Source organism: Rhizobium sp. SVR5-9E (genome assembly GCF_056755095.1).
Genome location: NZ_JBNDHS010000006.1, coordinates 13,693 through 38,901, shown reverse-complemented (window position 1 = coordinate 38,901; position 25,209 = coordinate 13,693). Strand labels below are relative to the sequence as shown.

Annotated in this window: 27 protein-coding genes; 14 read left to right on the top strand and 13 right to left on the bottom strand. The window is 60.5% G+C overall.

Translation table 11 applies throughout. The annotated features are described in order from the left end of the window. The first annotated feature begins 354 nt into the window (after positions 1 to 354). Positions 355 to 786 (top strand): universal stress protein, encoded by a 432-nt coding sequence (locus ACPYOJ_RS05400; RefSeq protein ID WP_481415318.1) that lies wholly within the window; start codon positions 355 to 357, stop codon positions 784 to 786. Positions 787 to 829: 43 nt separating this feature from the next. Here ACPYOJ_RS05400 and ACPYOJ_RS05395 read toward each other — a convergent pair whose 3' ends face one another. Then, complete coding sequence (locus ACPYOJ_RS05395; protein ID WP_481415393.1) at positions 830 to 958, bottom strand: hypothetical protein; 129 nt, start codon at positions 956 to 958, stop codon at positions 830 to 832. Positions 959 to 1,252: 294 nt separating this feature from the next. Between ACPYOJ_RS05395 and ACPYOJ_RS05390 the strand changes: the two genes are divergently transcribed. From ACPYOJ_RS05390 to pcaF, 3 genes are read left to right on the top strand one after another with little or no spacing between them, the layout of a single operon-like run. Further along, complete coding sequence (locus ACPYOJ_RS05390; RefSeq protein WP_481415317.1) at positions 1,253 to 1,960, top strand: 3-oxoacid CoA-transferase subunit A; 708 nt, start codon at positions 1,253 to 1,255, stop codon at positions 1,958 to 1,960. After that, positions 1,957 to 2,661 carry a 3-oxoacid CoA-transferase subunit B gene (locus ACPYOJ_RS05385; RefSeq protein ID WP_481415316.1) on the top strand — a complete coding sequence of 235 codons (705 nt, stop codon included), beginning with the start codon at positions 1,957 to 1,959 and terminating at the stop codon, positions 2,659 to 2,661. The genes ACPYOJ_RS05390 and ACPYOJ_RS05385 overlap by 4 nt, the downstream gene beginning before the upstream one ends. A gap of 11 nt (positions 2,662 to 2,672) precedes the next feature. Beyond that, a complete protein-coding gene (pcaF, locus tag ACPYOJ_RS05380) occupies positions 2,673 to 3,878 on the top strand; it encodes a 3-oxoadipyl-CoA thiolase (protein WP_481415315.1) in 1,206 nt (401 codons plus the stop codon). Between the two features lie 15 nt (positions 3,879 to 3,893). On the opposite strand, the gene ACPYOJ_RS05375 is transcribed toward pcaF, so the two are convergent. The 4 genes from ACPYOJ_RS05375 to ACPYOJ_RS05360 form a co-directional block, all read right to left on the bottom strand. Continuing rightward, entirely contained in the window at positions 3,894 to 5,261 is a 1,368-nt protein-coding gene (locus tag ACPYOJ_RS05375; RefSeq protein WP_481415386.1) for an MFS transporter, read from the bottom strand. Positions 5,262 to 5,388: 127 nt separating this feature from the next. Continuing rightward, on the bottom strand, positions 5,389 to 6,402 hold the full coding sequence (locus ACPYOJ_RS05370; protein WP_481415314.1) for an amidohydrolase family protein: 1,014 nt from the start codon (positions 6,400 to 6,402) through the stop codon (positions 5,389 to 5,391). 36 nt (positions 6,403 to 6,438) lie between these two features. Beyond that, on the bottom strand, positions 6,439 to 7,131 hold the full coding sequence (locus tag ACPYOJ_RS05365) for a class II aldolase/adducin family protein (protein ID WP_481415313.1): 693 nt from the start codon (positions 7,129 to 7,131) through the stop codon (positions 6,439 to 6,441). A gap of 91 nt (positions 7,132 to 7,222) precedes the next feature. Continuing rightward, on the bottom strand, positions 7,223 to 8,212 hold the full coding sequence (locus tag ACPYOJ_RS05360) for an ABC transporter substrate-binding protein (RefSeq protein ID WP_168830198.1): 990 nt from the start codon (positions 8,210 to 8,212) through the stop codon (positions 7,223 to 7,225). Positions 8,213 to 8,467: 255 nt separating this feature from the next. Here ACPYOJ_RS05360 and ACPYOJ_RS05355 point away from each other — a divergent pair, with 255 nt between their 5' ends. After that, complete coding sequence (locus ACPYOJ_RS05355) at positions 8,468 to 10,081, top strand: FAD-dependent monooxygenase (RefSeq protein WP_481415312.1); 1,614 nt, start codon at positions 8,468 to 8,470, stop codon at positions 10,079 to 10,081. Positions 10,082 to 10,085: 4 nt separating this feature from the next. Here the strand turns inward: ACPYOJ_RS05355 and ACPYOJ_RS05350 are convergent, their stop codons facing one another. The 3 genes from ACPYOJ_RS05350 to ACPYOJ_RS05340 all read right to left on the bottom strand — a co-directional run bounded on the left by ACPYOJ_RS05350 (position 10,086) and on the right by ACPYOJ_RS05340 (position 12,160). Continuing rightward, positions 10,086 to 10,835, bottom strand: a complete 750-nt coding sequence (locus ACPYOJ_RS05350; RefSeq protein WP_481415311.1) for an IclR family transcriptional regulator — start codon at positions 10,833 to 10,835, stop codon at positions 10,086 to 10,088. A gap of 175 nt (positions 10,836 to 11,010) precedes the next feature. Continuing rightward, positions 11,011 to 11,775, bottom strand: coding sequence for a class II aldolase/adducin family protein (locus ACPYOJ_RS05345; RefSeq protein WP_481415310.1), 765 nt, complete (start codon positions 11,773 to 11,775; stop codon positions 11,011 to 11,013). A 67-nt stretch (positions 11,776 to 11,842) separates the two neighbouring features. Beyond that, positions 11,843 to 12,160 carry a non-heme iron oxygenase ferredoxin subunit gene (locus tag ACPYOJ_RS05340; RefSeq protein ID WP_168830202.1) on the bottom strand — a complete coding sequence of 106 codons (318 nt, stop codon included), beginning with the start codon at positions 12,158 to 12,160 and terminating at the stop codon, positions 11,843 to 11,845. Between the two features lie 199 nt (positions 12,161 to 12,359). Between ACPYOJ_RS05340 and ACPYOJ_RS05335 the strand changes: the two genes are divergently transcribed. The 8 genes from ACPYOJ_RS05335 to ACPYOJ_RS05300 all read left to right on the top strand — a co-directional run bounded on the left by ACPYOJ_RS05335 (position 12,360) and on the right by ACPYOJ_RS05300 (position 19,866). Next, positions 12,360 to 13,646, top strand: coding sequence for an aromatic ring-hydroxylating dioxygenase subunit alpha (locus tag ACPYOJ_RS05335; RefSeq protein WP_168830203.1), 1,287 nt, complete (start codon positions 12,360 to 12,362; stop codon positions 13,644 to 13,646). A 16-nt stretch (positions 13,647 to 13,662) separates the two neighbouring features. After that, positions 13,663 to 14,187, top strand: a complete 525-nt coding sequence (locus ACPYOJ_RS05330; protein WP_168830204.1) for a hypothetical protein — start codon at positions 13,663 to 13,665, stop codon at positions 14,185 to 14,187. A gap of 87 nt (positions 14,188 to 14,274) precedes the next feature. Next, positions 14,275 to 15,096: an IclR family transcriptional regulator gene (locus ACPYOJ_RS05325; protein ID WP_246704435.1), complete on the top strand. Its 822-nt coding sequence runs from the start codon at positions 14,275 to 14,277 to the stop codon at positions 15,094 to 15,096. Between the two features lie 18 nt (positions 15,097 to 15,114). After that, a complete protein-coding gene (locus ACPYOJ_RS05320; protein WP_481415309.1) occupies positions 15,115 to 16,125 on the top strand; it encodes an FAD-binding oxidoreductase in 1,011 nt (336 codons plus the stop codon). A 3-nt stretch (positions 16,126 to 16,128) separates the two neighbouring features. Then, a complete protein-coding gene (locus ACPYOJ_RS05315) occupies positions 16,129 to 17,061 on the top strand; it encodes a LysR family transcriptional regulator (protein ID WP_168830206.1) in 933 nt (310 codons plus the stop codon). A 254-nt stretch (positions 17,062 to 17,315) separates the two neighbouring features. Continuing rightward, positions 17,316 to 18,251: an ABC transporter substrate-binding protein gene (locus tag ACPYOJ_RS05310; protein WP_481415308.1), complete on the top strand. Its 936-nt coding sequence runs from the start codon at positions 17,316 to 17,318 to the stop codon at positions 18,249 to 18,251. 122 nt (positions 18,252 to 18,373) lie between these two features. Next, positions 18,374 to 18,577 carry a hypothetical protein gene (locus tag ACPYOJ_RS05305; protein ID WP_481415307.1) on the top strand — a complete coding sequence of 68 codons (204 nt, stop codon included), beginning with the start codon at positions 18,374 to 18,376 and terminating at the stop codon, positions 18,575 to 18,577. A gap of 368 nt (positions 18,578 to 18,945) precedes the next feature. Beyond that, positions 18,946 to 19,866, top strand: a complete 921-nt coding sequence (locus ACPYOJ_RS05300; RefSeq protein ID WP_481415306.1) for a LysR family transcriptional regulator — start codon at positions 18,946 to 18,948, stop codon at positions 19,864 to 19,866. Between the two features lie 7 nt (positions 19,867 to 19,873). Here the strand turns inward: ACPYOJ_RS05300 and ACPYOJ_RS05295 are convergent, their stop codons facing one another. From ACPYOJ_RS05295 to ACPYOJ_RS05285, 3 genes are all read right to left on the bottom strand, one after another. Further along, positions 19,874 to 20,725 carry an alpha/beta fold hydrolase gene (locus ACPYOJ_RS05295; protein ID WP_481415305.1) on the bottom strand — a complete coding sequence of 284 codons (852 nt, stop codon included), beginning with the start codon at positions 20,723 to 20,725 and terminating at the stop codon, positions 19,874 to 19,876. 56 nt (positions 20,726 to 20,781) lie between these two features. Then, positions 20,782 to 21,459, bottom strand: a complete 678-nt coding sequence (locus tag ACPYOJ_RS05290; RefSeq protein WP_481415304.1) for an RraA family protein — start codon at positions 21,457 to 21,459, stop codon at positions 20,782 to 20,784. 128 nt (positions 21,460 to 21,587) lie between these two features. Further along, a complete protein-coding gene (locus ACPYOJ_RS05285; protein ID WP_168830212.1) occupies positions 21,588 to 22,697 on the bottom strand; it encodes a zinc-dependent alcohol dehydrogenase in 1,110 nt (369 codons plus the stop codon). Positions 22,698 to 22,850: 153 nt separating this feature from the next. Here ACPYOJ_RS05285 and ACPYOJ_RS05280 point away from each other — a divergent pair, with 153 nt between their 5' ends. Then, entirely contained in the window at positions 22,851 to 23,147 is a 297-nt protein-coding gene (locus tag ACPYOJ_RS05280; RefSeq protein ID WP_168830213.1) for a hypothetical protein, read from the top strand. 8 nt (positions 23,148 to 23,155) lie between these two features. Here ACPYOJ_RS05280 and ACPYOJ_RS05275 read toward each other — a convergent pair whose 3' ends face one another. Together ACPYOJ_RS05275 and ACPYOJ_RS05270 are read right to left on the bottom strand one after the other, a co-directional pair. After that, positions 23,156 to 24,196 (bottom strand): amidohydrolase family protein, encoded by a 1,041-nt coding sequence (locus tag ACPYOJ_RS05275; RefSeq protein WP_168830214.1) that lies wholly within the window; start codon positions 24,194 to 24,196, stop codon positions 23,156 to 23,158. 42 nt (positions 24,197 to 24,238) lie between these two features. Next, positions 24,239 to 25,105 carry a substrate-binding domain-containing protein gene (locus tag ACPYOJ_RS05270; protein WP_481415303.1) on the bottom strand — a complete coding sequence of 289 codons (867 nt, stop codon included), beginning with the start codon at positions 25,103 to 25,105 and terminating at the stop codon, positions 24,239 to 24,241. Between the last annotated feature and the right edge of the window lie 104 nt (positions 25,106 to 25,209).

Below are 25,209 nucleotides of genomic sequence, written 5' to 3'. Positions count from 1 at the left end.
CGTGAAAATCGCGGGGCTAACGTTCGATCTCCGTCAAGACAGCATTTCAGCCCTGTCGAAATTAGACCGTTGACACGCTCGCGGACATTGGTGGCCCGTCCCAGGGCAACCCTCGTTGGCACGTTCCAGGGGATTTGTGGAATAGCGCCGCTGGTCGACTCGGCAGATTCCATCGCCCAAGTTGCCGCCGAAGTCAGATACCAGTCCGAAGCGGCCCTGAGCCGTGCTTTCCACCGTAGATTTGGCATCAGAACCGGCGCGTTACAACGTGTTCTGTCGCAAAGCGGCCGTCGATAGACTCTACCTTCGACTGTGGTTTATGTTCGGTTCGCGCAAGCGTACAGGAGAACGACGATGTTCAAGCACATCCTTGTCGCAACAGACGGGTCTGATCTTGCGACGAATGCAGTGAAGCAGGCTTCCGAGCTAGCTCAAATACTCAAAGCAAAAATCACGATCGTAACCGTGAGTTCGATCCCCTCAATGTTCTTCGCACCAGACGTTTGGTCGCCCCTCATGTACGAAGACATCGCGAAGGGCAATGCGGAGCACAGCAAGAAGACACTCCAAGCGGCTGCGAAGCTATGCACGGGTGACGTCGATACAGTCGCGGTCGAGAGCGCGAGCCCTGCCGATGGTATCGTCGATACCGCAGAGCGGATTGGCAGTGACCTCATTATGATGGGATCGCATGGATACCGTGGGATCAATCGGCTGATCCTCGGGAGCCAAGCATCAAAGGTTTTGAGCCTCGCCAAGGGGACCGTCTTAATCGTCAAAGGATGATCGCCAGCCGCGCAGGCGCGGCGTCCGGTCCGCGCAAGCCTGGTCATTGCGTCGCTGGTGCTGCGGTCACGCGCCAGATCGTGTTGCCGACATCGTCGGCGATCAGCAGACCGCCGGCCTTCTCTACCGCAAGTCCGACGCGACGGCGATGGGTGTCGTCCCGGTCGCGCAACGACTTTATCAGAGACGAATCAACTCATATGAAATTAGTTGCCGCTAAATTAAAATAATCCAGTTATAACAATCTGTTACGAAAATTCCAGATTTTGTGGACAAATCAATTACATCAAACCGCCCAAACCAAGGGCAATAAAACCAATCCCCATTTCGGTCTCCCAGTTTGTGCGGTATACGAACAAATATCAAATAACGCACAAATCTCTTGCCGGTCCTGCCATCTCGTTCTATCCATCAGTCCAGAGGCGGGGAGGAGCATCCCGCCGAACCGGGCAAGGAGTGATCCAGCATGGACAAAACTATCGGGAACACGGCGGAGGCCGTTTCCGAAATCGGTGACGGGGCGACCGTCATGATTGGCGGCTTCGGCGGGTCGGGCGCGCCGATCGAGCTGATCCACGCCCTGATCGACAAGGGACCGAAGAACCTCACGGTGATCAACAACAATGCCGGCAACGGCCGCATCGGCATTGCCGCGATGATTGACGCGGGCATGGTGCGGAAGATGATCTGCTCCTTCCCGCGGTCGTCGGACCCGCGCGCCTTCACGGAGAAATATCTGGCCGGTCAGATAGAGCTGGAGCTTGTGCCCCAGGGAACGCTCGCCGAGCGCATCCGTGCCGGCGGCGCCGGTATCCCGGCCTTCTACACGCCGACCGGCTACGGCACCGAGCTTGCGCAAGGCAAGGTCATCGCCGAATTCGACGGCCGCCATTACGTGCAGGAGCGCTGGCTGAAGGCCGATTTCGCCATCGTCAAGGCGCATATCGGCGACACCCACGGTAACCTCATCTACAACAAGGCCGGACGCAACTTCAATCCGCTGATGTGCATGGCGGCGGCGAAGACCATCGTCCAGGTCTCCCGCGTCGTTCCCGCCGGCGGCATTGAACCTGAGCATGTCGTCACCCCCGGCATCTTCGTCGACCGCGTCGTCGAGGTCGCCAATCCCGCCCAGGAAGAAGAGCTCGTTCGAGCCGGAGTGGCTTATCAATGACCATCGATATCAGCCCCATCAACACTCGCGAAGACATCAAGCTTTCCAACGCCAGCATTGCATGGCGCGCCGCTCAGGACATCGCCGACGGCGCCTATGTGAACCTCGGCATCGGCTTTCCGGAAATGGTGGCGCGCTACCAGCCGCCCGGCCGCCAGGCGATCTTCCATACGGAAAACGGCATCCTCGATTTCGGCGAGGCACCGCCCGTTGGTGAAGAGGACTGGGATCTCATCAATGCCGGCAAGCGGCCGGTGACGCTGAAGCCCGGCTCGGCCTTCTTTCACCATGCCGACAGCTTCGCCATGGTGCGTGGCGGCCATCTCGACGTCGCAATCCTCGGCGCCTACCAGGTGGCCCAGACCGGCGACCTCGCCAACTGGCGGGTCGGCGCCAAGGGCGTGCCGGCCGTCGGCGGCGCCATGGACCTCGTGCACGGCGCCAAACAGGTCTGCGTCATCACCGAGCACGTCACCAAGAACGGCGAGCCGAAGCTGGTCGACAGATGCACCTTCCCGCTGACGGGCGTCGCCTGCATCACCCGCGTCTATACGAGCCACGCCGTCATCGATATCGTGAAGGGCCGTTTCGTGCTGCGCGAGAAGCTCGCTGCGATGACGGTCGAGGAATTGCAGGCGATGACCGGCGCGCCGCTCCATATCGACGGCCCGGTCGCCGATCTCGTCGTTCCGGAACTCTGAGGAGAAGCCTAATGGCTGACGCTTATATCTGCGATTATATCCGCACCCCCATCGGCCGCTTTGGCGGCTCGCTGTCGGCCGTTCGCGCCGATGATCTCGGCGCCGTGCCGTTGAAGGCGCTGATCGAGCGCAACGGCAAGGTGGATTGGGAAGCCGTCGACGACGTGATTTTCGGCTGCGCCAACCAGGCCGGCGAGGACAATCGCAACGTCGCCCGCATGTCATCGCTGCTTGCCGGCCTGCCGGTCTCGGTGCCCGGCACGACGATCAACCGCCTCTGCGGCTCCGGCATGGATGCGGTCATCGCCGCCGCCCGTGCGGTTCGCGCCGGCGAGGCCGAGCTGATGATTGCCGGCGGCGTGGAAAGCATGTCGCGCGCACCCTTTGTGATGCCGAAGGCCGAGACGGCCTTTTCGCGCAACGCCGAGATCTACGACACGACGATCGGCTGGCGCTTCATCAATCCTCTGATGAAAAAGCAGTACGGCGTCGATTCCATGCCGGAGACCGGCGAGAACGTTGCCGAGGAATACAAGGTCTCGCGCGAGGACCAGGACGCCTTTGCGGTCCGCAGCCAGGCCAAGGCCGCGGCGGCGCAGGCAAACGGCCGGCTGGCAAAGGAAATCACCTCCGTCACCATTCCGCAGCGCAAGGGCGATCCTATTGTCGTTGAGAAGGATGAGCATCCGCGTGCGACCACGATGGAAGCGCTCGCCAAGCTCTCCACGCCCTTCAAGAAGGAGGGCGGCACCGTGACGGCCGGCAACGCCTCCGGCGTCAACGATGGTGCCGCCGCCCTGATCATCGCCAGCGAAGCTGCGGCGAAGAAATATGGACTGACGCCGATCGCTCGCATCCTGGGCGGGGCAGCCGGCGGCGTGCCGCCGCGCATCATGGGCATTGGCCCGGTTCCCGCATCGCGCAAGCTGATGGCCCGGCTTGGCATGACGCAGGACCAGTTCGACGTGATCGAACTCAATGAAGCCTTCGCCTCGCAGGGCCTGGCAGTTCTGCGCGAACTCGGCATTGCCGACGACGATGGCCGCGTGAACCGCAATGGCGGTGCCATCGCGCTCGGCCATCCGCTTGGCATGTCCGGTGCGCGGATCGCCGGAACGGCAGCGCTGGAGCTTGCCGAAACCGGCGGGCGGTATTCGCTCTCAACGATGTGCATCGGCGTCGGGCAGGGGATTGCTGTAGCCCTAGAGCGGGTGTGAGGGCTGAGCCTACGGCTAACCCTCGCGCATCTTGCGGTTCACAAGATCGTCGCCCGCGTTTCGCGGCAAACGCCAGAAAGTGATGACGCTCGACGCGGAAATGAGGCCGACCACGACGAAGGCGATCTGGAAATCGATGTTCTCCAGCGTGCCGCCATGCAGGCTGCTGGAGATATCGAGCGATGCACCGGCAACTGCAACGCCAATCGCCATGGAAAGGCGCTGCGCGACGGCATTGATTGCCGTCGCTTGACCGCTGTCGGCATCGTCGACATCCCCAAACGCCATGGCATTGACCCCGGAAAAGGCCATCGAACGCAGCACGCCGCCGACGAGCAGGCATGCCATGATCAGCGAGAGCGGCGTGCCTGGATGGAAAAGTCCGTTGATGCCTAGAAGAATTGCGGACAGTATGGTCGTGACAATGAGGACGCGGCGGAAGCCGAAAGCGCCGAACATGCGCGCAGCTCCGAATTTCGAGCTCAGCGAGCCGATTGCCGTGACGAAGGTCACCATGCCGGACTGAAACGGCGACAGGCCAAAGCCCAATTGCAGCATCAGTGGCATCAGGAAGGGCAGAGCCCCCAAGCCCATGCGGAAATTCGAGGCGCCGACAATCGCGGCGCGAAACATCGGGTAGCGGAACATCCTCGGATCAAGAAGCGGATGCGCCACACGTCGCGCCCGAAGCAGATAGATTATGCCGGACAGGGCTCCCACTGCGATCGTCGCATAGCCGTAGTATCTGGGCACAGCCGGGAGGCTGACGATGGAAATACCAAGGATAAGGGCGCCGAAGCTTATTGCGGAGAGGAAAAAACCCGGAAAGTCGAGCGGCTTCGGGACACGCGTTTCGACGGGCGGAAGAAGTCTCGTGACAAGGATGATGCCGACAATACCGATCGGAACATTGATCCAGAAAATCCAGTGCCAGCTCAGGTAGGTCGTGAGGAACCCGCCGACGGGCGGCCCGAGAATCGGGCCGATGAGGGCAGGGATCGTCAGCCACGCCAGTGCATCGACCAACTGGTTGCGGGGGGTGCCCCGCACCAGAAGGAGCCTGCTCACCGGCGTCATCATCGATCCGCCCGCGCCCTGAATGAGGCGTGCGAAGACGAAGGCCTCGATGGAATTGGAGAACGCGCAGCCGATGGAGCCGATCATGAAAACGCCGATCGCCAGCCGGAAGACGTTCAGCGCGCCGAAGCGATCGGACATCCAGCCGCTTATGGGAATAAAGACCGCAAGCGCCACCAGATAGCTGGTCACCGCGAGTTTCAGGGCGATAGGCGACGTGCCGATATCGGCTGCAATCGCGGGCAGGCTGGTTGCGATGATTGTCGAGTCCATCCGTTCCATGAACAGAGCGACTGCGAGGATGATTGGTGTGAGGCGTGACACGAGGGGGGTCCTGACAGGAATACGCGCTTGCTTTAGAGCGCGTTTCGGCTGTGCGCCAGCCGTATATTTGTCGCGGAGACGGAAGAAGCCGCCTCCGCGACAAAGCTAATCATTTTTTGAGGCCGAAAAGCGCCTCGGCGTTACGGAAGCAGATCTTCTCCATGTCTTCCTTCGGCAGATCGAGCGAATTCAGGATCTTCAGCGTATCGCGGATGTAGCCCGGACCCTTCTCCGGATCGAAGGGCGAATCGGATGCAAAGAGAATGCGGTCGCTGCCATAGAAATCCAGGCCGCACAGCGTCGCTGAGCGCGAGCCGAAGACTGCGGTGTCGGCGTAGAAGTCCTTGAAATAGTCGAGCGGACGCTTCTTCAGGCGCTTCAGCACCAGCGACAGATCCTCGTCCGAGGTGCGCTTGCCGAGCTGGTCCCAGCCGGGGCCGACACGGCCTTCGAAGAAGGGCACCATGGCGCCCATGTGGTGGGCGAGAACCTTGAGGTTCGGAAGGCGGTCCATAAAGCCGGAGAAGACGAGGCGGGCCATGGCGGCGCTGGTCTCATAAGGCCAGCCGAAGGTCCACCAGATCTCGTACTTGGATTTGTCTTCGGTCGCGTAGTCGGTCATCGAGGAGTTGCGCGACGGATGCAGCAGCACCGGCTTGTTGTACTTTGCCGCCATCTCGAAGATCGGGAAGAAACGCTCCTCATCGAGAGGCGCGCCGTTGACGTTAGTGTGGATCTGCAGGCCGTTCGCGCCGAGTTCCGTGAAGGCGCGCTCGGCTTCCCTCGCGGCCGCCTCAGGCGCGTTCATCGGCAGCGCTGCGACGAAACCGGCGAAGCGGTCGGGATGATTGCGCACGAGCTCGGCCTGGCCGTCATTGCCAATCTTCGCGAATTCCGTTGAAAGCTCCGGTCCGCCCATGGCTTCGAGCGGCGGCATGCCGAGCGAGATGATCTGCGTGTAGTCGGAAAATTCATCCATCACCCGGAAACGGGTTTCGAGATCGTAGATGCAAGGGATGCCCTGCATGCGGCGGCCGATATCCTTGCCGGCGCCGTCGAGCTTCTGGATACGCTCCCAGAGCGCCTTCGGAAAGAAATGGTTGAACGCGTCAATATAGTGCATGGTACTCCTCCTGAACGAATTTTGGTTGGGATCGTCTCAGCCGCGCTTCAGGCGGCGGACGAGATAGGCGAAGGTCGCCTTGAACATTTCTTCGCGGAACATGTGCTTGCGCTTGGCCTTGATGTCTTCCGGCTTGCCGAGTGCTTTCGCGCCGCCTGCCGCCTCGACCCAGAGCTGCATCATGCAGGCGTTCTCAAGCGAGAGCGCCAGATAGATCGCCTGCTCGATGGTCGGAGCAGCGGTGACGAGGCCGTGGTTTTGCAAAAGCATCGCGCCATGGCTGCCGAGGGTGGCGGCAACCGCTTTGCCGCGCTCGGTTGTGGTGATGAGTTCGGTGGTTTCGGAAAAGACCGGCAGGCCTTCGGCGAAGATAGAGCCGGGATGACCGATCGGCTGCAGTGGCTTGCCGAGGGCTGAAAAGCTGACGGCATAGGGCGCATGAGTATGCACGACCGCATTGATGTCTGGCCGGGCTCGCAACACCTCCGAGTGAATATAGACCTCGTTGTGCCGGCCATGATCGCCGTCGATCTTCTCACCGTCGAGGCCGACGGTGATCAGGTTGTCGAGGGTGATTTCTTCAAGACCGATCTTCGAGGCCTTCATGTAGAAGCGATCCGGCTGATCGGGAACGCGCACGGAGATATGGCCGCGCGTCCAGTCGCCCTGGCCGGCCCGTTCGAGGATGCGGCCAGCCTCAACCATTCTCTGCTTCAGATCTTCATGCATGTTTTTTGTCTCCGCCAGGCCGTCACAACGGAAGCTCGATCCGCTCCAGGCCGGTTGAAATTCACTGTTCGCCGGGGAACCGTCGCAGGCACTACACACGGTGCTTGTCGCCTCGTTTGCGGCCCTGCGAAACGTCGAGGAAAAGCTCGGAAAGCTCCACTTCACGGTCGATCAGGCCCTGCTGATGGGCGTAGCCGATAACCGTTTCCAGCGTCTTGCGGTTCTGCCCGTCGAGCCCGTAGGCCCACGGGTCGCCCCCCATGATCTCCTGCTGCTCTTCCCAGGCTTCGCGATACCAGGCGAGCGGTACGATACGCGGGTCCTCCATGCGCTTCATGGCAATGCGCTTTGACTCGTTGAAGGCCTGGTAGAGATTGACCGCGACCCAGGGATGGCGCTCGATGATCTCCGGGCGGATACCGAGCACATGCATGATCGGGAAGATGCCAGTTCGCTTGTAGTAGGCGATCTCTTCGCTCTTGTAGTCAGGGAATAGCCGGCCGACGCGCGGATCGCGATCGGTGATCGGATCGATCAGATCGGGATGCAGCAGCGCATCGATTTCGCCGTCGACCAGCATCTGCTCGATGGACTTGTCATTGCTGATCTTGTGAAGCGTCAGGCCTTCCGGCAGCTTGAAATCGACGTCCTCGTCGAGTTCGGAATACCATTCGATCGACTTGTGCGGAACGCCATATTCGCTTTCCAGTATTCCGCGCAGCCAGAGCGACGCCGTCACCAGATAGGCTTTCACGCCGACCTTCTTGCCGATCAGGTCCTTCGGTTCGCGAATGCCGCTTGCGGTATTGGTGAAGATGAAGCCGTGCCGGAAGCGGCGGTGCAGGAACACGGGAATGGCCTCGAACGGAAGTCCGCGCGTCTTGGCCGCCATGTAGGAAGAGAGCGAAACCTCCGCCACGTCAAATTCGCCGTTGCGTAGAAAGCGCCAGTGACGCGTGGTCGAATCCATCTTCGTCACGATCGTCAGTTCGATGCCGTCGGGCGAGACGATGCCTTCCTTCAAGGGCCGCACGATCTCGTAATCGCCGCAAGCGAGCGTCAGCTCAAGCTTCTTTACCACTTTCTCCTCCTAGAGCCCGCGGCCGAAGCGACCGCCGCTTTATCTAGCGCCACCATGCGCTGAACGGCAATTACTTGTCCAGCATTTTTTCAATTTATCCTGCATTGTGAGATTTTTTTGATTTTGAATTGACGGCAAAACCGATCTCGCGTTAGACATTGTTCGAAATTGCCGCGCGACCGCAGTCTACCCACGCGGTCCGGTGCCGTCTTCGAGGAGGTGAAGCGGGCCGGCGGCCAACCAATGGATATGACCATGAACCAAACGGATGTTCTCATTGTCGGAGCAGGCCCAGTCGGGCTGACGCTCGCTATCGATCTCGGCCAGAAGGGTGTGCGCTGCACCCTGGTCGAGAAGAAGCAGGCGCCCGAATTTTTGCCGAAGATGGAGCGCTGCAACGCCCGGACGATGGAAATCTTCCGGCGCATGGGCATTTCGGAGAAGATCAGGAAGGCCGGTCTCGACGGCTCCATCCCGATGGATGTCTATGTCGTGCTGGCGATGAACGAACCGCCGCTGTTACGTCTGCCCTATGCCTCGGTGTCAGAGGCGCTGGCGGAAGTAAAAGCCTGCAATGATGCGACGCAGCCGCTCGAGGCCTACCAGCTCATCTCCCAGTATACGCTTGAGCCGCTCCTAAAGTTGGTCGCCGAGGCTCTGCCGACTGTTACGGTTCTCTACGACCGCGAATTCATTTCTTTCGAACAGGATGCCGAAGGCGTCACCGCGCGCACGATCGACGGGAAAGGCGCGGATCATATGTTCCGGGCCAAATATCTCGTCGGCTGCGATGGCGGTGCGAGCCCGGTGCGCAAGCAGCTCGGCATCAAGCTGCGCGGCGAGGGAAATCTCCTGCATCTGCGTCAGGCGCTCTATTACAGCGAAGACCTCTACAGCCGCATTCCACTCGGCGATGGGCCTGGGCGCGGCCGCCATTATCACGTTGCCGATGGACAGGCGACGTTTCTCATCATGCAGGATTCGACAAAGCACTGGACGCTGCATGCGGTCGTCGAGAAGGACGAGGACATGGCGGCACAATTCGAAAAGGCCGTCGGCGTGCCGGTCGATTACAAGATGCTCTATGTCGGTCAATGGAAGCAGAATCTCCTGCTGGCGGACAATTATGGCGCCGGGCGCGTTTTCCTGGCCGGCGACGCGGCTCATCTTGTCATCCCAACGGGCGGGCTCGGCATGAATACCGGTGTCGGCGATGCCGTCGATCTCGGCTGGAAGCTCGCAGCCGTCCTGCAAGGTTGGGGCGGGCCGAACCTGCTACGCTCCTATGAGATCGAGCGGCGGCAGGTTGGCGACCGCAACGTCGGCGCCTCGCGCTATGCCTCGCTCGGCCGGCGCAAGTGGCGTTCGCAGTACCGGCCGAACATCCGCGATAACACGCCGGAAGGCCAGGCGACGCGCGACAACCTTACTCGTGTCGCGGATATCGAGCAGCGCAAGACGAACGAGATGATCGGCGCCGAACTCGGCTATCGTTATGTCGGCTCACCGGTCATCACCGACGAGCCCGGCGGGCCGGAACATCTCTTCCGCGAATATCATCCGACGACCTGGCCGGGCGCGCGCCTGCCGCATCTCTGGCTGGGCGACAACGATCCGGTGCAGGACCATATCGGGCCGGGCTATACGCTGTTGCGCCTCGGCGGCACGACGATCGATACGAGCAAGCTGGAAGAAGCTTTCCGCGCCCGGCGCACACCATACCAGACGCTGGATATCGACGCCCCGCATGTGCGCGACATCTATGGTTACGATCTCGTGCTGGTGCGCCCGGACATGCATGTCGTCTGGCGCGGCAAGAGCGCGCCGGAGGATGCCGAAGCGCTTGCCGCCATGGTGACAGGGCACTAAGCCGTCAACTGCGCGCCAGGCTCTTTGAAAGGATCCCGGCGCAAAAGACGACGCGTTCAGCGACCTCTTCCTCAGCCTTGGCGCTTATGCGCGTGTCCTTGAGCGTCAGGCTGAGACTGCCGACAATTTCCGAGCGTGCATCGAAGACGGGCGCTGCGATGCCGACGACGCCGGGGGTGACATCACCCGTCGTGCTCACCCAGCCGCGCTCCCGATGACCCTTCAGCGTCGCCTTGACTTCCGCAAGTGAGGCGCCGAAGCCGGCCGACGTAAACTCGTCCTTCGCCATGCCGAAAAGCTTCTTGAGTTGATGATCAGGCAGGTAGGCGAGGATCGCAACCGAGGCAGCACCATGCAGCAAGGATCGCATGCGCCCGCGCTCGTAGTTGCTGTGGATGGCATCCGTGCCGGTTTCCTGATGCACGCAGAGGACTTCGAATTTGAAGCGCCGGCAGAGCAGGGCAATGCCCTTGAAGCGGGTGGATAGCTCTTCCATCACCGGGAGGGCGGCGCGAATCAGCACGTCGCCGGTTCGTATCTTGTAGTCGAGTTCGACGATCCGCGGTCCCAGCATGTAACCGACACCGGGGAGCGAGCTCAGCAGGCCGGCGTCGGTCAACGTCTTGAGATAGCGGTACATTGTCGAGCGCGTATAGCCGAGCGACTCGCAGAGCTCCTCGAAGGTAACCGTCACCGCATCATCGCCGGCATCGAAAAGATCCAGGATACCGATCATCTTTTCGAGACTGTTCAAGCGCTTTTCCTCGCCGGAACGGAAGCAGTTGGAAACATCTGGAATGGGATAGAACTAGCGGAAGGCACCATGGAATCTCTGCAGCAGCGGTGACGATGACGCACTATAGGGCGAGCAGAGGAACGCATGCAAGCGCATGCCGTGGCCGTTTCCCGGCCACGGCATGCTTGGTATTTCAGACAGCTGCGTTCCAAGCTTCCGGGAAAAGGCCGTCGCGGATTGCGCCGCCGGCGTAGTATTTCCAGAGCTTGCGGATGTGGTGGCCGCGGCGGAAGCTGTGGGCGAAGGATTCCATTTCCTCTTCCGTCAGCGGCTTGATCTTACCGAGCGAGGCGGCGCGATAGGCAGCTTCGGCATTCTCGACCAGGTGCACGGCATCGATGAAGACGGCGCGGACGGTCTCGGCGGTGACGATCTGGCCGTGGGCGCGGATTTGCATCGCATGGCAATCGCCGAGCGTCGCGACGATGCCGCGGCCGCGCTCGGGAGTGTCGACATGGGCAGGGTCGGAATGAACGGGAATGCCGTTGCGCCAGCGGATCGCGTGGTTCTTCACCGGCGGCAGCGGCATGTCCTCGACCAGCGTGAAGACGTTGGTGACGTCATGGTGGAAATGCGCCACCGAATTCACGTCCGGGCGTGATCTATAAATCTCACAATGAAGGAAAGTTTCTGACGGCGGCTTCGAGCCCGTAGGTCCCGAAATAACCTTGCCGTCGAGATCGCAGACGAACAGATCCGAGGGCGCCACATCGGCGCGGCTCTTGTCCTGCGGCTGAATCAAAAAGGTCGTTCCGCCCGGCAAACGCGCGCTGACATGGCCGCTATATTCCAGTATTTTGAGACTGTTCAGCAGCCGCGTCGCCATCGAGACATCGTGGCGCAGCGCGTTTTCCGAGGGCTCGGCCGGAGCCTCTGGTTCGTGTTTATGAGATTGCATGGGCATTCCTCCAAAAAAACAAATCCCATATTATACGACTTTGTGAGGCAAGCAAGCGATGGCGCAATCAGATTTCGATCATCACTTCGTTGTTCTCGACCACGACCTTATATGTCTTGATCGGGAGCATGCAGGGCGGTGCCGTGACCTCGCCGGTGCGGACGTCGAACTTGCCATTGTGGAAATCGCATTCGACTTCATGGCCTTCCAGATAACCGTCAGCCAGCGAGCCCGGGCCGTGGGTGCACAGGTCGTCGGTCACATAAAAAGTGCCGTTGATATTGAAAACCGCGAGCACAAGATCGCCTTCCTCGACCCTGATGGCGCTGTCCCAATCGACATCGTCGGTGGAACACAGCCTGATCCGCGAGCATGTATCAGACATTTTAAGCATCTCCTTCGTAGCGCTGTCTCCGCTTGACTAGGCGGTCGTCAGCATGTACCTTCTAAAAACGAAACGATGTTCTGCATAACGGAACACTTTAAAAATACCCGATCGGGCGCGAACGTCAACCGTAAAAAGACGCCCGTTTTAAAGCAACGAGAGAGACCCGGCGGGGTCTGCTACCTTGAGGAGGATTGCGATGCTGAGAAAAGAACAGAACGATCTGCTGACCCAGACAGGCCCCGAAACGCCGATGGGCGACATGTTTCGCTGTTACTGGATTCCGGCGCTTCTCGCTGAGGAGCTGCCGGACAATGATTGTGCGCCTGTGCGAATCAAGCTCCTCAACGAAAGGCTGCTCGCCTTCCGCGATAGCGAGGGCCGCTATGGTCTGATCGACGAATTCTGCGCCCATCGCGGTGTTTCGCTCTGGTTCGGCCGCAACGAACAAGGCGGTCTGCGCTGCCCCTATCACGGCTGGAAATACGACCATACCGGTCAGTGCATCGAAGTGCCCTCGGAGCCTAAGGAAAGCGGCTACTGCAGCAAGATCAAGCTGAAGTCCTATCCGCTGATCAAGATCGGCGACATCCTCTGGACCTACATGGGCCCGGCCGACAAGCAGCCGCCGCATCCGGAATGGGAGTTCGCGCTCGTGCCTGCCGAGCAGACCTTCACCTCCAAGCGCTGGCAGGAGTGCAACTGGCTGCAGGCCATGGAAGGCGGCATCGATTCCAGCCACGTTTCCTGGCTGCACAGCGGCAATCTGAACAGCGACCCGCTCTTCAAGGGCGCCCGCGGCAACAAGTACAATATGTCCGATGCCAAGCCATTCTTCGAAGTTACCGATAGCGAGGGCGGCCTTTACATCGGCGCTCGCCGTAATGCCGAAGAAGGTCATTACTACTGGCGCATCACGCCCTGGATCATGCCGTCGTTCACCATGGTTCCGCCGCGCGGCGACCATCCGGTCCACGGCCATTTCTGGATCCCGATCGACGACGAGAACTGCTGGGCCTGGAGCTTCGACTACCATCCTGTCCGCGCGCTGACGACGGAAGAGCGCCAGGCGATGAAGGACGGCAAGGGCATCCATGTTGCTTATGTCCCCGGCACCTTCCGCCCGGCAGCCAACAAGGACAACGACTACTTGATGGACCGTGAGGCGCAGCGGAAGGGCATCACCTATTCCGGCGTCGAGGGCATTGCCATGCAAGATGCATCGCTGCAGGAAAGCATGGGCCCCATCGTCGACCGCAGCAAGGAAAACCTGGTGTCGACCGATAACGGCATCATCATGGCTCGCCACCGGCTGCTGAAGGCTGCACGCGCGCTGAAGGACAAGGGCACGATCCCTCCGGGCGTCGATCCGGCCCATCATCGTGTTCGTTCGGCAGCGATCGTACTGCCGGTCGACAAGTCGTATACCGATATCAAGGACGAAGCGCTGACCGTCATCGCCGGCAAGGCGCAGACGTCGGTCTGACGAAGGAGATGACGTCATGCAACTCGGATTGAGCGAGAGCGCACGGGCGACGACTGCGGAAGAGGCACGCTTCCGCGTCAACTATCCCAACTCGAAGCCGCGCAAATCGCGCATCATCGCGCTCGACGCGGAAGGGCTTGAGGCGCTGGAAAAGTTGACCAGCGCAAGCAGCTGGCCGGGCGCGCATTTTCTTCGTTACGTCGAAGCGAAGGGAGCGAGCGACTCGCTGCACATGTTGCCGGTCGACGCCGTGCTAGAGGACCGTGACGGCAAGCGGGTCAACCTTGCCGACGAAATCGCCGACGCCGATGTCATCGTCATGGTGACAACGGCCGGCGCCTCGGCGGAAGCGGCGGAAGTGATTGGCAATGCCTGCTTCGTGCGCAGCAAGATGACCACGGGTCTGGTCCTGAATTCGACGGATGTCCCGGCGGAGGATCTTGCCCGCACGCTGACGGCGATGCGTCCCTTTGCCGCGATGCTGGTCATCTCCAAGGGGGACGAATACGTCCCCGAGATGCTGAGCGCGCTAAGGGTTTAAGATGGCAGTAACGTTGACGTGAGTATTCGCGGGAGCTGTGTTATGGACGATCACTTACTCCCGGGGAAGAAACGGAAAACGCAAGCCATGAATGCATCTGTGAAAGAAATGACACGCGCGAAGAAGACGGCTCCTGCCAAGCGCAACCGCCTCTCGTCCGTGACGACCGCCATTCGTCTTCTGAAAGCATTTTCAGAAGACGAGGTCGAAATCGGCGTCAGCGCCCTGGCGCAGAAGCTGAAGGTCGCAAAGAGCACGGTGCATCGGCTGGCTGTCACGCTGGTAGCAGAGGGTCTGCTGGAGCAGAATCCGGAGACCGAGCGCTACCGTCTTGGCATCGGCCTGTTCGGTCTCGGCACGCTCGTTCGCCGACGCATGGACCTGTCGAATGAGGCGAGACCCTATCTCTTCGATCTGCGCAAGCATACCGGCGAGACGATTATCCTCGGCATTCCGAGCGATACGGAAGTGATGCACGTTTATGACCTCGAGAGCCCGCAGGCGCTCGGCATCAAATCGGATCTCGGCGCCCGCAAGCCGGCTTATTGCACGGCGGTCGGCCGCGCAATCTTCGCCTTTGCGCCCGAGGAGATGATCGACCGCGTGCTTACGCCGCCGCTCACGAAGCGGACCGCGCACACGATCACCGATGTAGCGCGCCTGCGCGAGGTGTTTGCGGAAGTGCGCCAGCGCGGTTTCGCAGTCGAGGACGAGGAAAGCGAGCCCGGCATCCGCGTTATTGCGGCTCCGGTCAGGGATTCGAGCGGCTCGGTCGTTGGTGCGGTCGGGGTCGCCGGTCCGTCACAGCGCTTGTCTCTCGACGCGGTCGAAAGCTTTGCAAGGCCACTGCTCGATACCGTGGCAACCATTTCATCCCGCCTCGGATACGGGGCGGTCTACCGGAGATAAGGCAATGAGGAGGACTGCATGAGCGTGATAACATTGAGTGGGACCAGCGTGAGCTGGCCCTGCGACGACGGAGACACGATCATGCGGTCCGCCCTTCGGGCTGGCCTCGGCTTTCCTTACGAATGCAATGTCGGCTCGTGCGGCAATTGTCGTTTCGATCTGCTGGAAGGAGAGATCGAGGAACTGAGACCTGATGCTCCCGGCCTCAGCGAACGCGATCGCGGCCGCGGCCGTCGCCTCGGCTGTCAGGCCCGACCGCTCTCCGACTGTGCCGTCAAGCTGCGCCTGATGCCGCATTATGAGAGCCGATTCCGCCCGGTGCGCCAGGCCGCCACGCTCACGGCTACCCGCGATATCACCCACGACATCCGAGAATTCCGTTTCAAGCTCGAGACGCCCGCTCCGTTCCTCTCCGGACAATATGCGCTTCTGGCGCTGCCGGGCGTTGAGGGAAGCCGCGCCTACTCCATGGCGAGCACCGGCGATCAGGCTGACGAGTGGCATTTCCAGATTCGCCGGGTCCCGAACGGCGCCGCAACCACCAAGCTCTTCGATGGCCTGAAGGCAGGCGACCGCATCGAAATCGACGGGCCGTACGGCATGGCCTATCTGCGGGAAGATGCATCGCGGGATATCATCTGCCTTGCGGGTGGATCCGGTCTGTCGCCGATGATCTCGATCACCCGCGCCGCCGCTGTCTCGCCTGCACTGGCTGGACGCCGCATCGACTTTATCTATGGTGGACGCGCCGCACGCGATATCGGTGGCAAGGAGATGCTGGAGGAACTTCCAGGTTTCGGCAGCACGATCCATTATCATCCTGTCGTCTCCGGCATGCCGGAAGAGGAGGATGGCTGGAATGGCTACCGCGGCTTCGCGCATGAGATCGCCGCCAAGCTCTTTGCCGAGCGGCTGCCGGAATGCGAAATCTACTTCGCAGGTCCCCCGATGATGGGGCAGGCGATACAGAAAATGCTGATTGATCTCGGCGTGCCACCTGCCCAGGTTCACTTTGACCAGTTTTATTGACCGATGAAACTCCGCCAGCTCGCATACTTCGTCAAGGTCGTCGAAGTCGGCAACATCACGAAAGCCGCCGAGCAGCTGAATCTTGCCCAAACGGCACTTGGAATCCAGATCCGCAACCTGGAGGACTCGCTGCAGATCCAGCTGCTCGAGCGGCACTCGCGCGGCGTCAGCGCGACACCCGCCGGGAAGCTGCTTTACGAGCGCGCGCTGGAGATCCTGCAGCGCATCGAAGACACACGCCGCGACCTGATTTCGCTCGGCGGCGAGCGCGTGCGGGTGCGTCTCGGCGCAACGCCGAGCATATTGAAGCTGATCGGCACCGACGTTCTGGTCGCGGCCAATGAGCAACTGCCGGGCATCTCGCTGCATCTCGTCGAAGAGCTGAGTTTCGTGCTGTCGGATGCGCTCGAGCGTGGCGAGCTCGACTATGTGCTTGCCTATGATATCGAGGATAGTCCTGGCGTGCGTCGCATAGCGCTCATGGAAGAGGATCTGCTGCTGGTTTCAGCGCCGGATGGGAAGGCGGTTGAGCCGAATGTCTCCTTCCGGCAGGCGGTCGCCGGCGACCTCGCACTCGTTTCCAATCGCGATATCATATGGCGGCGCGTGCATGAAACGGCGTCGCGCCTGTCGCTCGACGTAAAGATCACCTATCAGGTGCAATCCATGGAGGCGATCAAGGCCCTGATCCTGCACGGTGTCGCCCATAGCATCATGCCTTATGGCATCGTTTCGGAAGAAATAGAGGCGGGCGAACTCATCGCCCAGCGGATAGAGCGGCCGGACGTCAAGCTGACGCTGTACCTTGCGCATGCCTCGAACAAAGGCCTTGCGGACGAAGGCCAGTTCCACGCCTTCATCGACAGTATGGTCGGAAAGCTTGCGAAGGCGATCGGCGCCTACGCTCATCCGATAGACCGGATAGTGGAAAGCTGATCCACAATTTATCTTTGATCTAGGCAATATGATTTGCCTTGGACATTTGCTGCGACGCACTTGATGATCACGGCGAATTGAGAGGTTCCCGGCGCCGAAAATCGGCGAATGAGCGGCATTGATCAAACGTGATTCAATGGGTGGCCAAAGGTTGCCAAAGGCTCGTTTTGCCGGGTTGTTGGGGAGAGAGAATCCTGAGATCTTCGCTTCGTTTGTCCTTCGGCTGCTGGAATTATGACCGGACGCGGGCAATCATGGACAGAACGGTCGTGCCCGATGGTATCGACCTTATTTATCTGAACATGCCGGTGGAGGAGACCTTCTTCCGCATGCTGCGCCATCGTGAGTTCGATGTTGCCGAGATGTCGCTGTCATCCTATGTGATGTCCCATTTCACGGAAGACCGCCCTTTCGTGGCGATCCCGGTCTTTCCCTCGCGCTATTTCCGGCATTCGTCGATCTACGTGAATGCAGCGGCAGGCATTCGCGAACCGGCCGACCTTGTCGGCAAACGCGTCGGCAGTCCCGAATATCAGATGACGGCGCCCGTTTGGATCCGCGGCATCCTTTCTGACGAATACGGCGTCAAGGTCGACGACGTGACACATTATACCGGCGGTGAGGAGGAGCCGAACCGTCCGGAAAAGCTTGCTCTCGACCTGCCGGAAAATATCCGTATCAAGCGGATTGGCCCGACCCAGACGCTGTCTGCAATGATCCGCGATGGGGAGATCGATGCGCTCTTCACCGCCCGCAAGCCTTCTTCCTATGGCGGTCCGAACGGCGGGGTACGGCGGCTTTTCGAAGATTTTGTCGATGTGGAACGAGCCTATTTCCGCAAGACGAACATCTTTCCGATCATGCATACGATCGTTATTCGCCGGGAAATCTACGAAGCGCACCGCTGGATCGCTCAGTCTCTTTATAAGGCTTTCGCCGAAGCGCAGTTACGCATCTATCGTGAACTCGAGGAGACCGCCGCACTCAAGGTGATGCTCCCCTGGCTGAACGCACATGTCGAGGATGTCCGGCGTATCATGGGCGACGATTACTGGAGTTACGGCTTCAAGCAAAATCGCGAAACGCTGGATACCTTCCTGCGGTACTCCTACGAACAGGGGCTCTCGAAAAGGCGTCTTCGCGCCGAAGACATTTTCGTTCCGGAGACCATGGAACACTTCGTCATCTAAGCAATCAGCCGGCAGGGCAGTGCGCTATGCAGGCGCCGTATATCTGCCTTGCCGCTGCCCGTCTTTCCATTTTAGCACTTGGCGCTTATATGCAGTGCAACATAATGGCGGAGACAGGAACGATGACGACATTGGCTTTTCGAAATGAAGGCAATTCCGAATGGGTCCGCAGTGCTTTCGGCGGATTTTTCGACGGCGTGAGCCTCATCAGCGCCGCTCGCGAGTGCTCGCGGGCGCGGCGCGAACGCCGGGCGCCTTCACGAGCCGCCCTGCACAGCCTTGGGATCGACGAAACGGCTTTCGAGCGCACCTACAAACGTCGTTGAATCTCTCTAGACATACATGAAAGAAGCGGCGATCAGATCGCCGCTTTTTCATTTTAGGCACCCTTCAGACGATCAAACCATGCCGACGAGGAAGCCGGCACCTGCACGGCAGCAAAGCCACCGGCGAGACGCGTGGCAATAAAGCTGCGGCGTTCGCCGACGCGGCCGACCGCCACGCATAGATCTTTCAATAGTTTACAGCGCGAACCGCCGCTTGGCAGGTAAAGGTTTCCGCGCACTTGAACAAGCTACGCGCGGTTTTTGCCGATGCCGGAACGACGTCTCCCCCGCATTCGAACTCCTCACGCCGCAGCGAAGTAAAATTTATTCGCTTTACATCCGCGTTAAGTTTTTTTATCGTTATCTCTATGAAAAATATAACTTTTCGACAGCTCAGATCGTTACTCGCGATAGAGACTCACGGAAAGATCGTTGACGCTGCGAAGGTGCTCGGCCTCACGGCACCGGCAGTCACACTGCAACTTAAGCAACTCGAAGCCGAAGCAGGTGTCCAGCTTTTCGAACGCATGGCCCACGGCATGTACCCGACGGAAGCGGGGAGGGCCGTCCTTGCTGCCGCTCGCGATATTAATGATCGCCTTCACCTGCTGAGCGATGAGATGAATGCGTTCAAGGGTCTTAAACGTGGCCGCATCACGGTCGGCGCTGTTTCGACCGTACGGTATTTCGCAAAGCCGATGCACAATGCCTTTTCAGCCGAGTTTCCGGACATTGACCTCGAAGTTATCATCGACCGTCGCGCCGAGACGATCGAGCGGCTGAAGAACCGGACCATCGACATCGCGCTCGTCGGCAGGCCGCCGCGCAACATCTCGGTTCGCGCCGCCATCTTTGGGGAGCATTCTCTGGTTGTTGTCAGCGCTCCCAATCATAGCCTAGTCGGCCGCTCGGCCATTTCAAAGGCCGAAATCGCGGAGGAACATTTCATCGTTCGTGGCTTAGGATCGAGCACCCGGATATTCTTCGAGCGTTTCATGAACGAGGTTCCGGGCAGGGCGGCTCGTGCGAACACGGAAATGGACGGCGTCGAGGACATCAAGCGGGCCGTCATGGCCGATACCGGTGTTGCGTTTCTCGCCGCCCACAGCGTCGCTGCTGAAGTTCAGGCGGGCAAACTCGCTATCCTCGACGTCGCCGGTCTTCCGATCCGCCGTCAGTGGTTTGCCGTCAGCCGCACTGACCGGGCGATGACCCCGGTCATGACGGCCTTTCAAGAGTTCCTGGTCCGGCAGAGCGGCAGATTTCTGCCGGATGCCCAGCCACACTGAATTTTTCTCAGGCACTTGCCTTGAGGAACTCAATGACGCGCGCATTGGTGCTCGCTTCGTCTTGGGCTGAAACCGGAACATCCCAATATTGCGAGCCCGGAATGCATTCCTGCAGATAGCGTGCGGCCGATGTCGCGTGTGACGCGTCGGCGCCCGGCACGATCAGGGTCGGAATGCTGAGACACAGCAGGTCCTCCGGTTCGGCACCGGGCGAGGTGTCACGATCCAGAAGGCTCCGGACCATGCCCGCGAGGATCAGCTTGTACTGCTCGACGTTCTGCTTCGCATAGCGTTCCGCAAACTCGGGATCGGTGCGCAGGGCCGAAACCCACGGGCCGACACGCGCGTCCTTGCCGAAGGCGCTGCCAGGCTGCCTCGCAAGAGCGACGACAGCTTCGAGCCCATTCTGATGGACGAAGGCCAGGTGCTCGGCAAAGCGCTGGTGCCCGTTGATCCGGTATTTGGCGCCGCCGACGGGCCAGAAAAGCACCATGCCTGCAGTTGCCTGCGGGTACGCGACGCCGAAGGCAACGGCGACACTGCACCCCATGCAACCGCCCATGATGTGGGCCTTTTCGATATTGAGCGCGTCGAGCATGCCCTTGGCGTGGTGAGCATAATCGACCCACTGCAGGGGCTCGACGCGGCCACCGGTCTTGCCGGTGTCGCGGCGGTCAAAGGCGATGCAGGTATAGTTCTCCGAGAGATTGTCGAGGAACTTCACTTGCGAATAAATGCCCTGCGTGCGCCATTTTTCCACGTCGGCATCGAAGCCGCCGGGGGCGCACATCAGCAGGGGAGGACCGGAGCCGAACACCTCGTAATAGGTGTCGATTCCATTAATGGTAACATTTGCCAAGGTTCACCTCCTTGAATGGATGCCCGGACCGCAGGGCGGCCGCGGGCTTGAATGGGTCAGAGGCCTTCGCAACCAAGGCGCTGGAGCGTTTCGTCGACCCAGAGCTTGGGATCGAGCTTGCCAGCCAGGGTATTGGCGACGGTCTTGGATTCGGCCTCGTGCTTTTTGGCAGCGGCTTGGTAGAGGGCTTCGGTCTGGTCGTAGGGGACGCAGAGCAGGCCGTCATCGTCGCCGATGATGAGGTCGCCCGGTTCGATCACCATGCCGCCCAAGGAGATCGGCACGTTGATCTCGCCCGGACCGTCCTTATAGGGGCCGCGATGGGTGACGCCGGCGGCGAATACCGGATAGGTATTGGTGCGGATCCAGCCGTAGTCACGCACGGCGCCGTTGATGACGACGCCGACGACGCCAATGGCGCGGGCATGCGACAACATCATTTCCCCGACCAGGGCGTTGGAAAGATCGCCACCGGCGTCGACGACGATGACGTCGCCCGGTTCAGCCATCTTGAGGGCCTTGTGAATCATCAGATTGTCACCCGGACGGGTCCGGACAGTGAAGGCTGCGCCGGCCATGGCGCCACCGGCATGGAGCGGGCGCAGCGTCGGGCCGCCGGCGCTCAGACGGTTCATGGCGTCGCTGACGCAAGCCACCGGGACATCGAGAAAGCGCTTGGCGGTTTCGGCGGTCACCTTGCGGTGGCGCGGCATGATTCTGAATCCGATGGACACGATCGTTGCTTCCATTTTTTCGTTGACGGAGTGCCGACGCGGGAGCCGATGGGTGACATGGATCGCGTCGGTAGGATCAAGAGCCGGGCGGGATGGTCCCCGCCCGGAAGAGGTCTATGGCCCGGGGCTTATTCCCAGGGCATCAGCGAGGCATGGATCACGTTCGGCACGCCCTTGCCGCCCACCGACTCGATGGCCAGCGCCGCGTCCTTGAGGCCGAACTTATGAGTGGTGATCATGTCCAGCGGGAAGCGATTGGAAGCGATCTGCTGCAGGGCCAGTTCGCAGGCCTCGTAGCTGTGGCCACGAGCGCTCTTCATGGTGATGGCCTTGACCGTCATCTTTTCGAGCGGGAAGTTCGGGAACTCCTTGAGCTCGCCCTGCACCAGGATGGTGCCGGCCTTGCGCTTGAGAGCTTCGATGCCCAGCGTGATCGGGATGGTGCCGGCGCCGGCGGTGCAGTCGAGCGAAACGTCGACGCCCTTGCCGCCGGTGATTTCCATGATGCGTGCCAGCGGATCTTCCTTCTGCACGTCGATGACGTAGTCGGCGCCGAGCTTCTTGGCCACTTCCAGGCGGGCAGCGTCCTTGCTGGTGCCGGTGACGATGATGAGGGAAGCGCCGGCCTGCTTGCAGATCACGGTCTGGGACAGGCCCTGCTGGCCGGGACCCTGGATCAGCACGGTCGAGTTATAGCCGACGCCCGAATCGAACAGCGACCATTCGATGCCGTTGGCCATCGGGGTAACGAGGCCTGCCAGTTCGGGCGAAACGCCCTTGGGCACGTGGTGGACCACGGCGTTCCACGGCAGGTAGACATATTGCGCAAAGCCGCCCCAGAGATGGGGAGCACGTTCGGCCGAGGTATAGCCGTAGCGGATGCCTTCGGGATTCTTGCGCCAGTCGGTGTTTTCACAGTGGCGGTACTGGCCACGGTGGCACCATTCGCACTTGCCGCACATGACATAGTGTTCGACGAAGACCAGATCGCCTTCCTTGAAGCCCTTGCGGCGCGTGAACTCGCGGCCCGCCTTGGCGATATAGCCGATGTTCTCATGGCCCATGATGGTGGGCGCATTGTTCGGCGGCGTCTTGAACAACTTGACGTCGGTGCCGCAGATGCCGGCAACTTCCATCTTGAGAAGCGCGCCGTCTTCCGGAATGTCCGGCATCGGAAATTCCTGGATTTCCATTTGGCTGGGTCCGGTGCGGACCGCGGCGAGAACCTTTTCAGTCATGCGTCAACTCCTTGCGCTTGGCAATGGCCGGCTGCGGACCCCGCATCCGGCGCTTGATGTTTTTCCATATTCAGTTTTGACAAGGGCAGGGTCGCTGCCCTATGTAATCTCTTACCGGCCGCCATCGGGGCGTCGGCTTTCCCGTTCGAAACCATGCTCAAGACAGCTTCCAGAAATGCCGAGCACGTTGCCGCGATCCGCCAGATAAAGGCCTGGACGCGCGAACGCTTTTCGCTGTCCGAAGACGTTTCCGTCATGGTGGCGGAGGTCGCCTGCGGCATGCCGGGCTGCCCGCCGCTGGAAACGATCGTGACCTTCTGGACGAGCCCCGAAGCACGACACGTCTTCAAGGCCTTCAAGCCGGCCCGCGAAATGACGCCGGATGACCTGCCGCCCTATTGGATGAAGAACGCCATCGTCTCTGACAGCGAAAATCCGAACTGCTGCTGAGCGGCGGCTCATGCCGCCCGGCCCGGCCGCCCGCGCGCGGTCAACTGCTTGTCGAGCCGCGGATAGACGCGGCGCGCATTGCCTTCGAAGACCTTGTAGCGGCTCGTCTCGTCAAGCGAGCTCAGCTGGTCGATATAGCGCTTGGTATCGTCGTAATGATGCCCGGTCTCCGGATCGATGCCCTTGACAGCGCCAAGCATTTCGGAGGCGAAGAGGATGTTGTCGACAGGGATGACCTTCGACATCAGCTCGATGCCCGGATAGTGATAGACGCAGGTATCGAAGAACACGTTGTTCAGCAGATGCTCAGTCAGAAGCGGCTTCTTCATCTCCTGTGCCAGACCGCGATACCGGCCCCAATGGAAGGGAACGGCACCGCCGCCATGCGGGATCACGAATTTCAGCGTCGGGAAATCCTTGAAGAGATTGCCCTGGATGAGCTGCATGAAGACCGTCGTGTCACCATTAATATAGTGTGCGCCGGTATGGTGGAAATTCGGATTGCAGGACGAGGTGACGTGGATCATCGCTGGCACGTCGAGCTCACAGAGCACTTCGTAGAGCGGATACCAGTGCTTGTCCGTCATCGGCGGATCGGTCCAGTAGCCGCCGGACGGATCGGGATTGAGGTTGACGCCGACGAAATCCAGCTCCTCGACCATCCGCCGCAGTTCGGGAATGCAGTTCTTGGGCGCGGCGCCGGGATGCTGCGGCAATTGGCCGACAGCAGCAAAATTGTCCGGCAGAAGCTTGCAGATGCGATGGATCAGATCGTTCGACATCGCCGACCACTGCATGCTGACGGCTTCCGTGCCGACATGATGCGCCATACCGGCGGCGCGCGGCGAGAATATCGTCAGGTCGCTGCCGCGTTCCTGTTGAAACTTCAACTGCGGCGCCACCGACTCGCGGAGCATGTCGTCGGAAATGCCAAGCTCGGTGCTTTGCGGGCGGCGCATTCCATCTGCAAGACCGGCAAGCTGCTTGTCGCGGAACTGGTGCAGCGCCTGCGGCTCGGTGGTGTAGTGTCCGTGAATGTCGATGATCATGGCAGTGTCCTTGAATACCGTTGCACGCGGTGAAGCCAGGCTTCAGATCGTGGGGTAGAGTTCGTTCGCGTCGTAGATGCGCGGCGTGATGCGCTGCTCGGCCGAATAGGTGAAGGCGAGCTGCAGCGAGGCCCTGTTTGCCTCCAGCCCGTAAGCCGGCGGCGGCGTCGCTCCATCCTCGATGGCAATGCGGCGCGCTTCCTCGAATATCTCCATCAGCTCGCCGAGAAGCCAGGGATGATCCTCGACCAGCGCGGTCTTGACGGTCAGGGTGTGGTTGATGGGCACGATGCCGGTGCGGGCGATCCAGGCGTCGGCAATCGCCTCCGCATCCGGGATTACGGTGCGGATGCCGGAGGGATCGACCTCTCGCTCTCCCATAATGGCCGAGAGCGCGCCGGAGAGCATCAGCGGCCGCAGCGCCAATTCGCTCCGGTTACGCTCCACGTTCGACGGATCCTCGTATTCGCTGAGATGGGCATCTTCCATGGTGACCCAGGTGATGCCATCGAGATCGACGCCATATTCGTGCTGGAGGAAGCCCCGCACCCATACGCCCGAGGTCTGGGCATAGGCCCGCACGCCGACCTTCGTTCCCGCAAGATCGCGCGGGCCTTTTACAGACGAATCGGTGGGACAGACGAGATTGGTATGGGGCAGGCGGCTCCAGAGCGGAATGGCGAGACCGGTAATCGGCTTGCCATAATGATGTGCCAGCAGATGGGTGACGATCGCCATCTCCGAGATATCGAGATCGCCGCCTCGAACCATCGTGCGGAATGCTTTCGGGAGCGGCTCGTAATCCTGGAATTCGAATCGGACGCGGCTCGACTGAACGCGGCCATCCTTCAGTGGCTGGACATGGGAATGCTTGCCCAATGCCGTGCGAAGAACCAGTTTTTCAGCCATTTCATTCTCCTTACGCCGCGTTCGTTCTTTTATGTGGAACGGTGTTCTCCTATAGCCATAATACTGTGAAACGGCTGCCGGTCAATTCCGGCAGCGATGTTTTT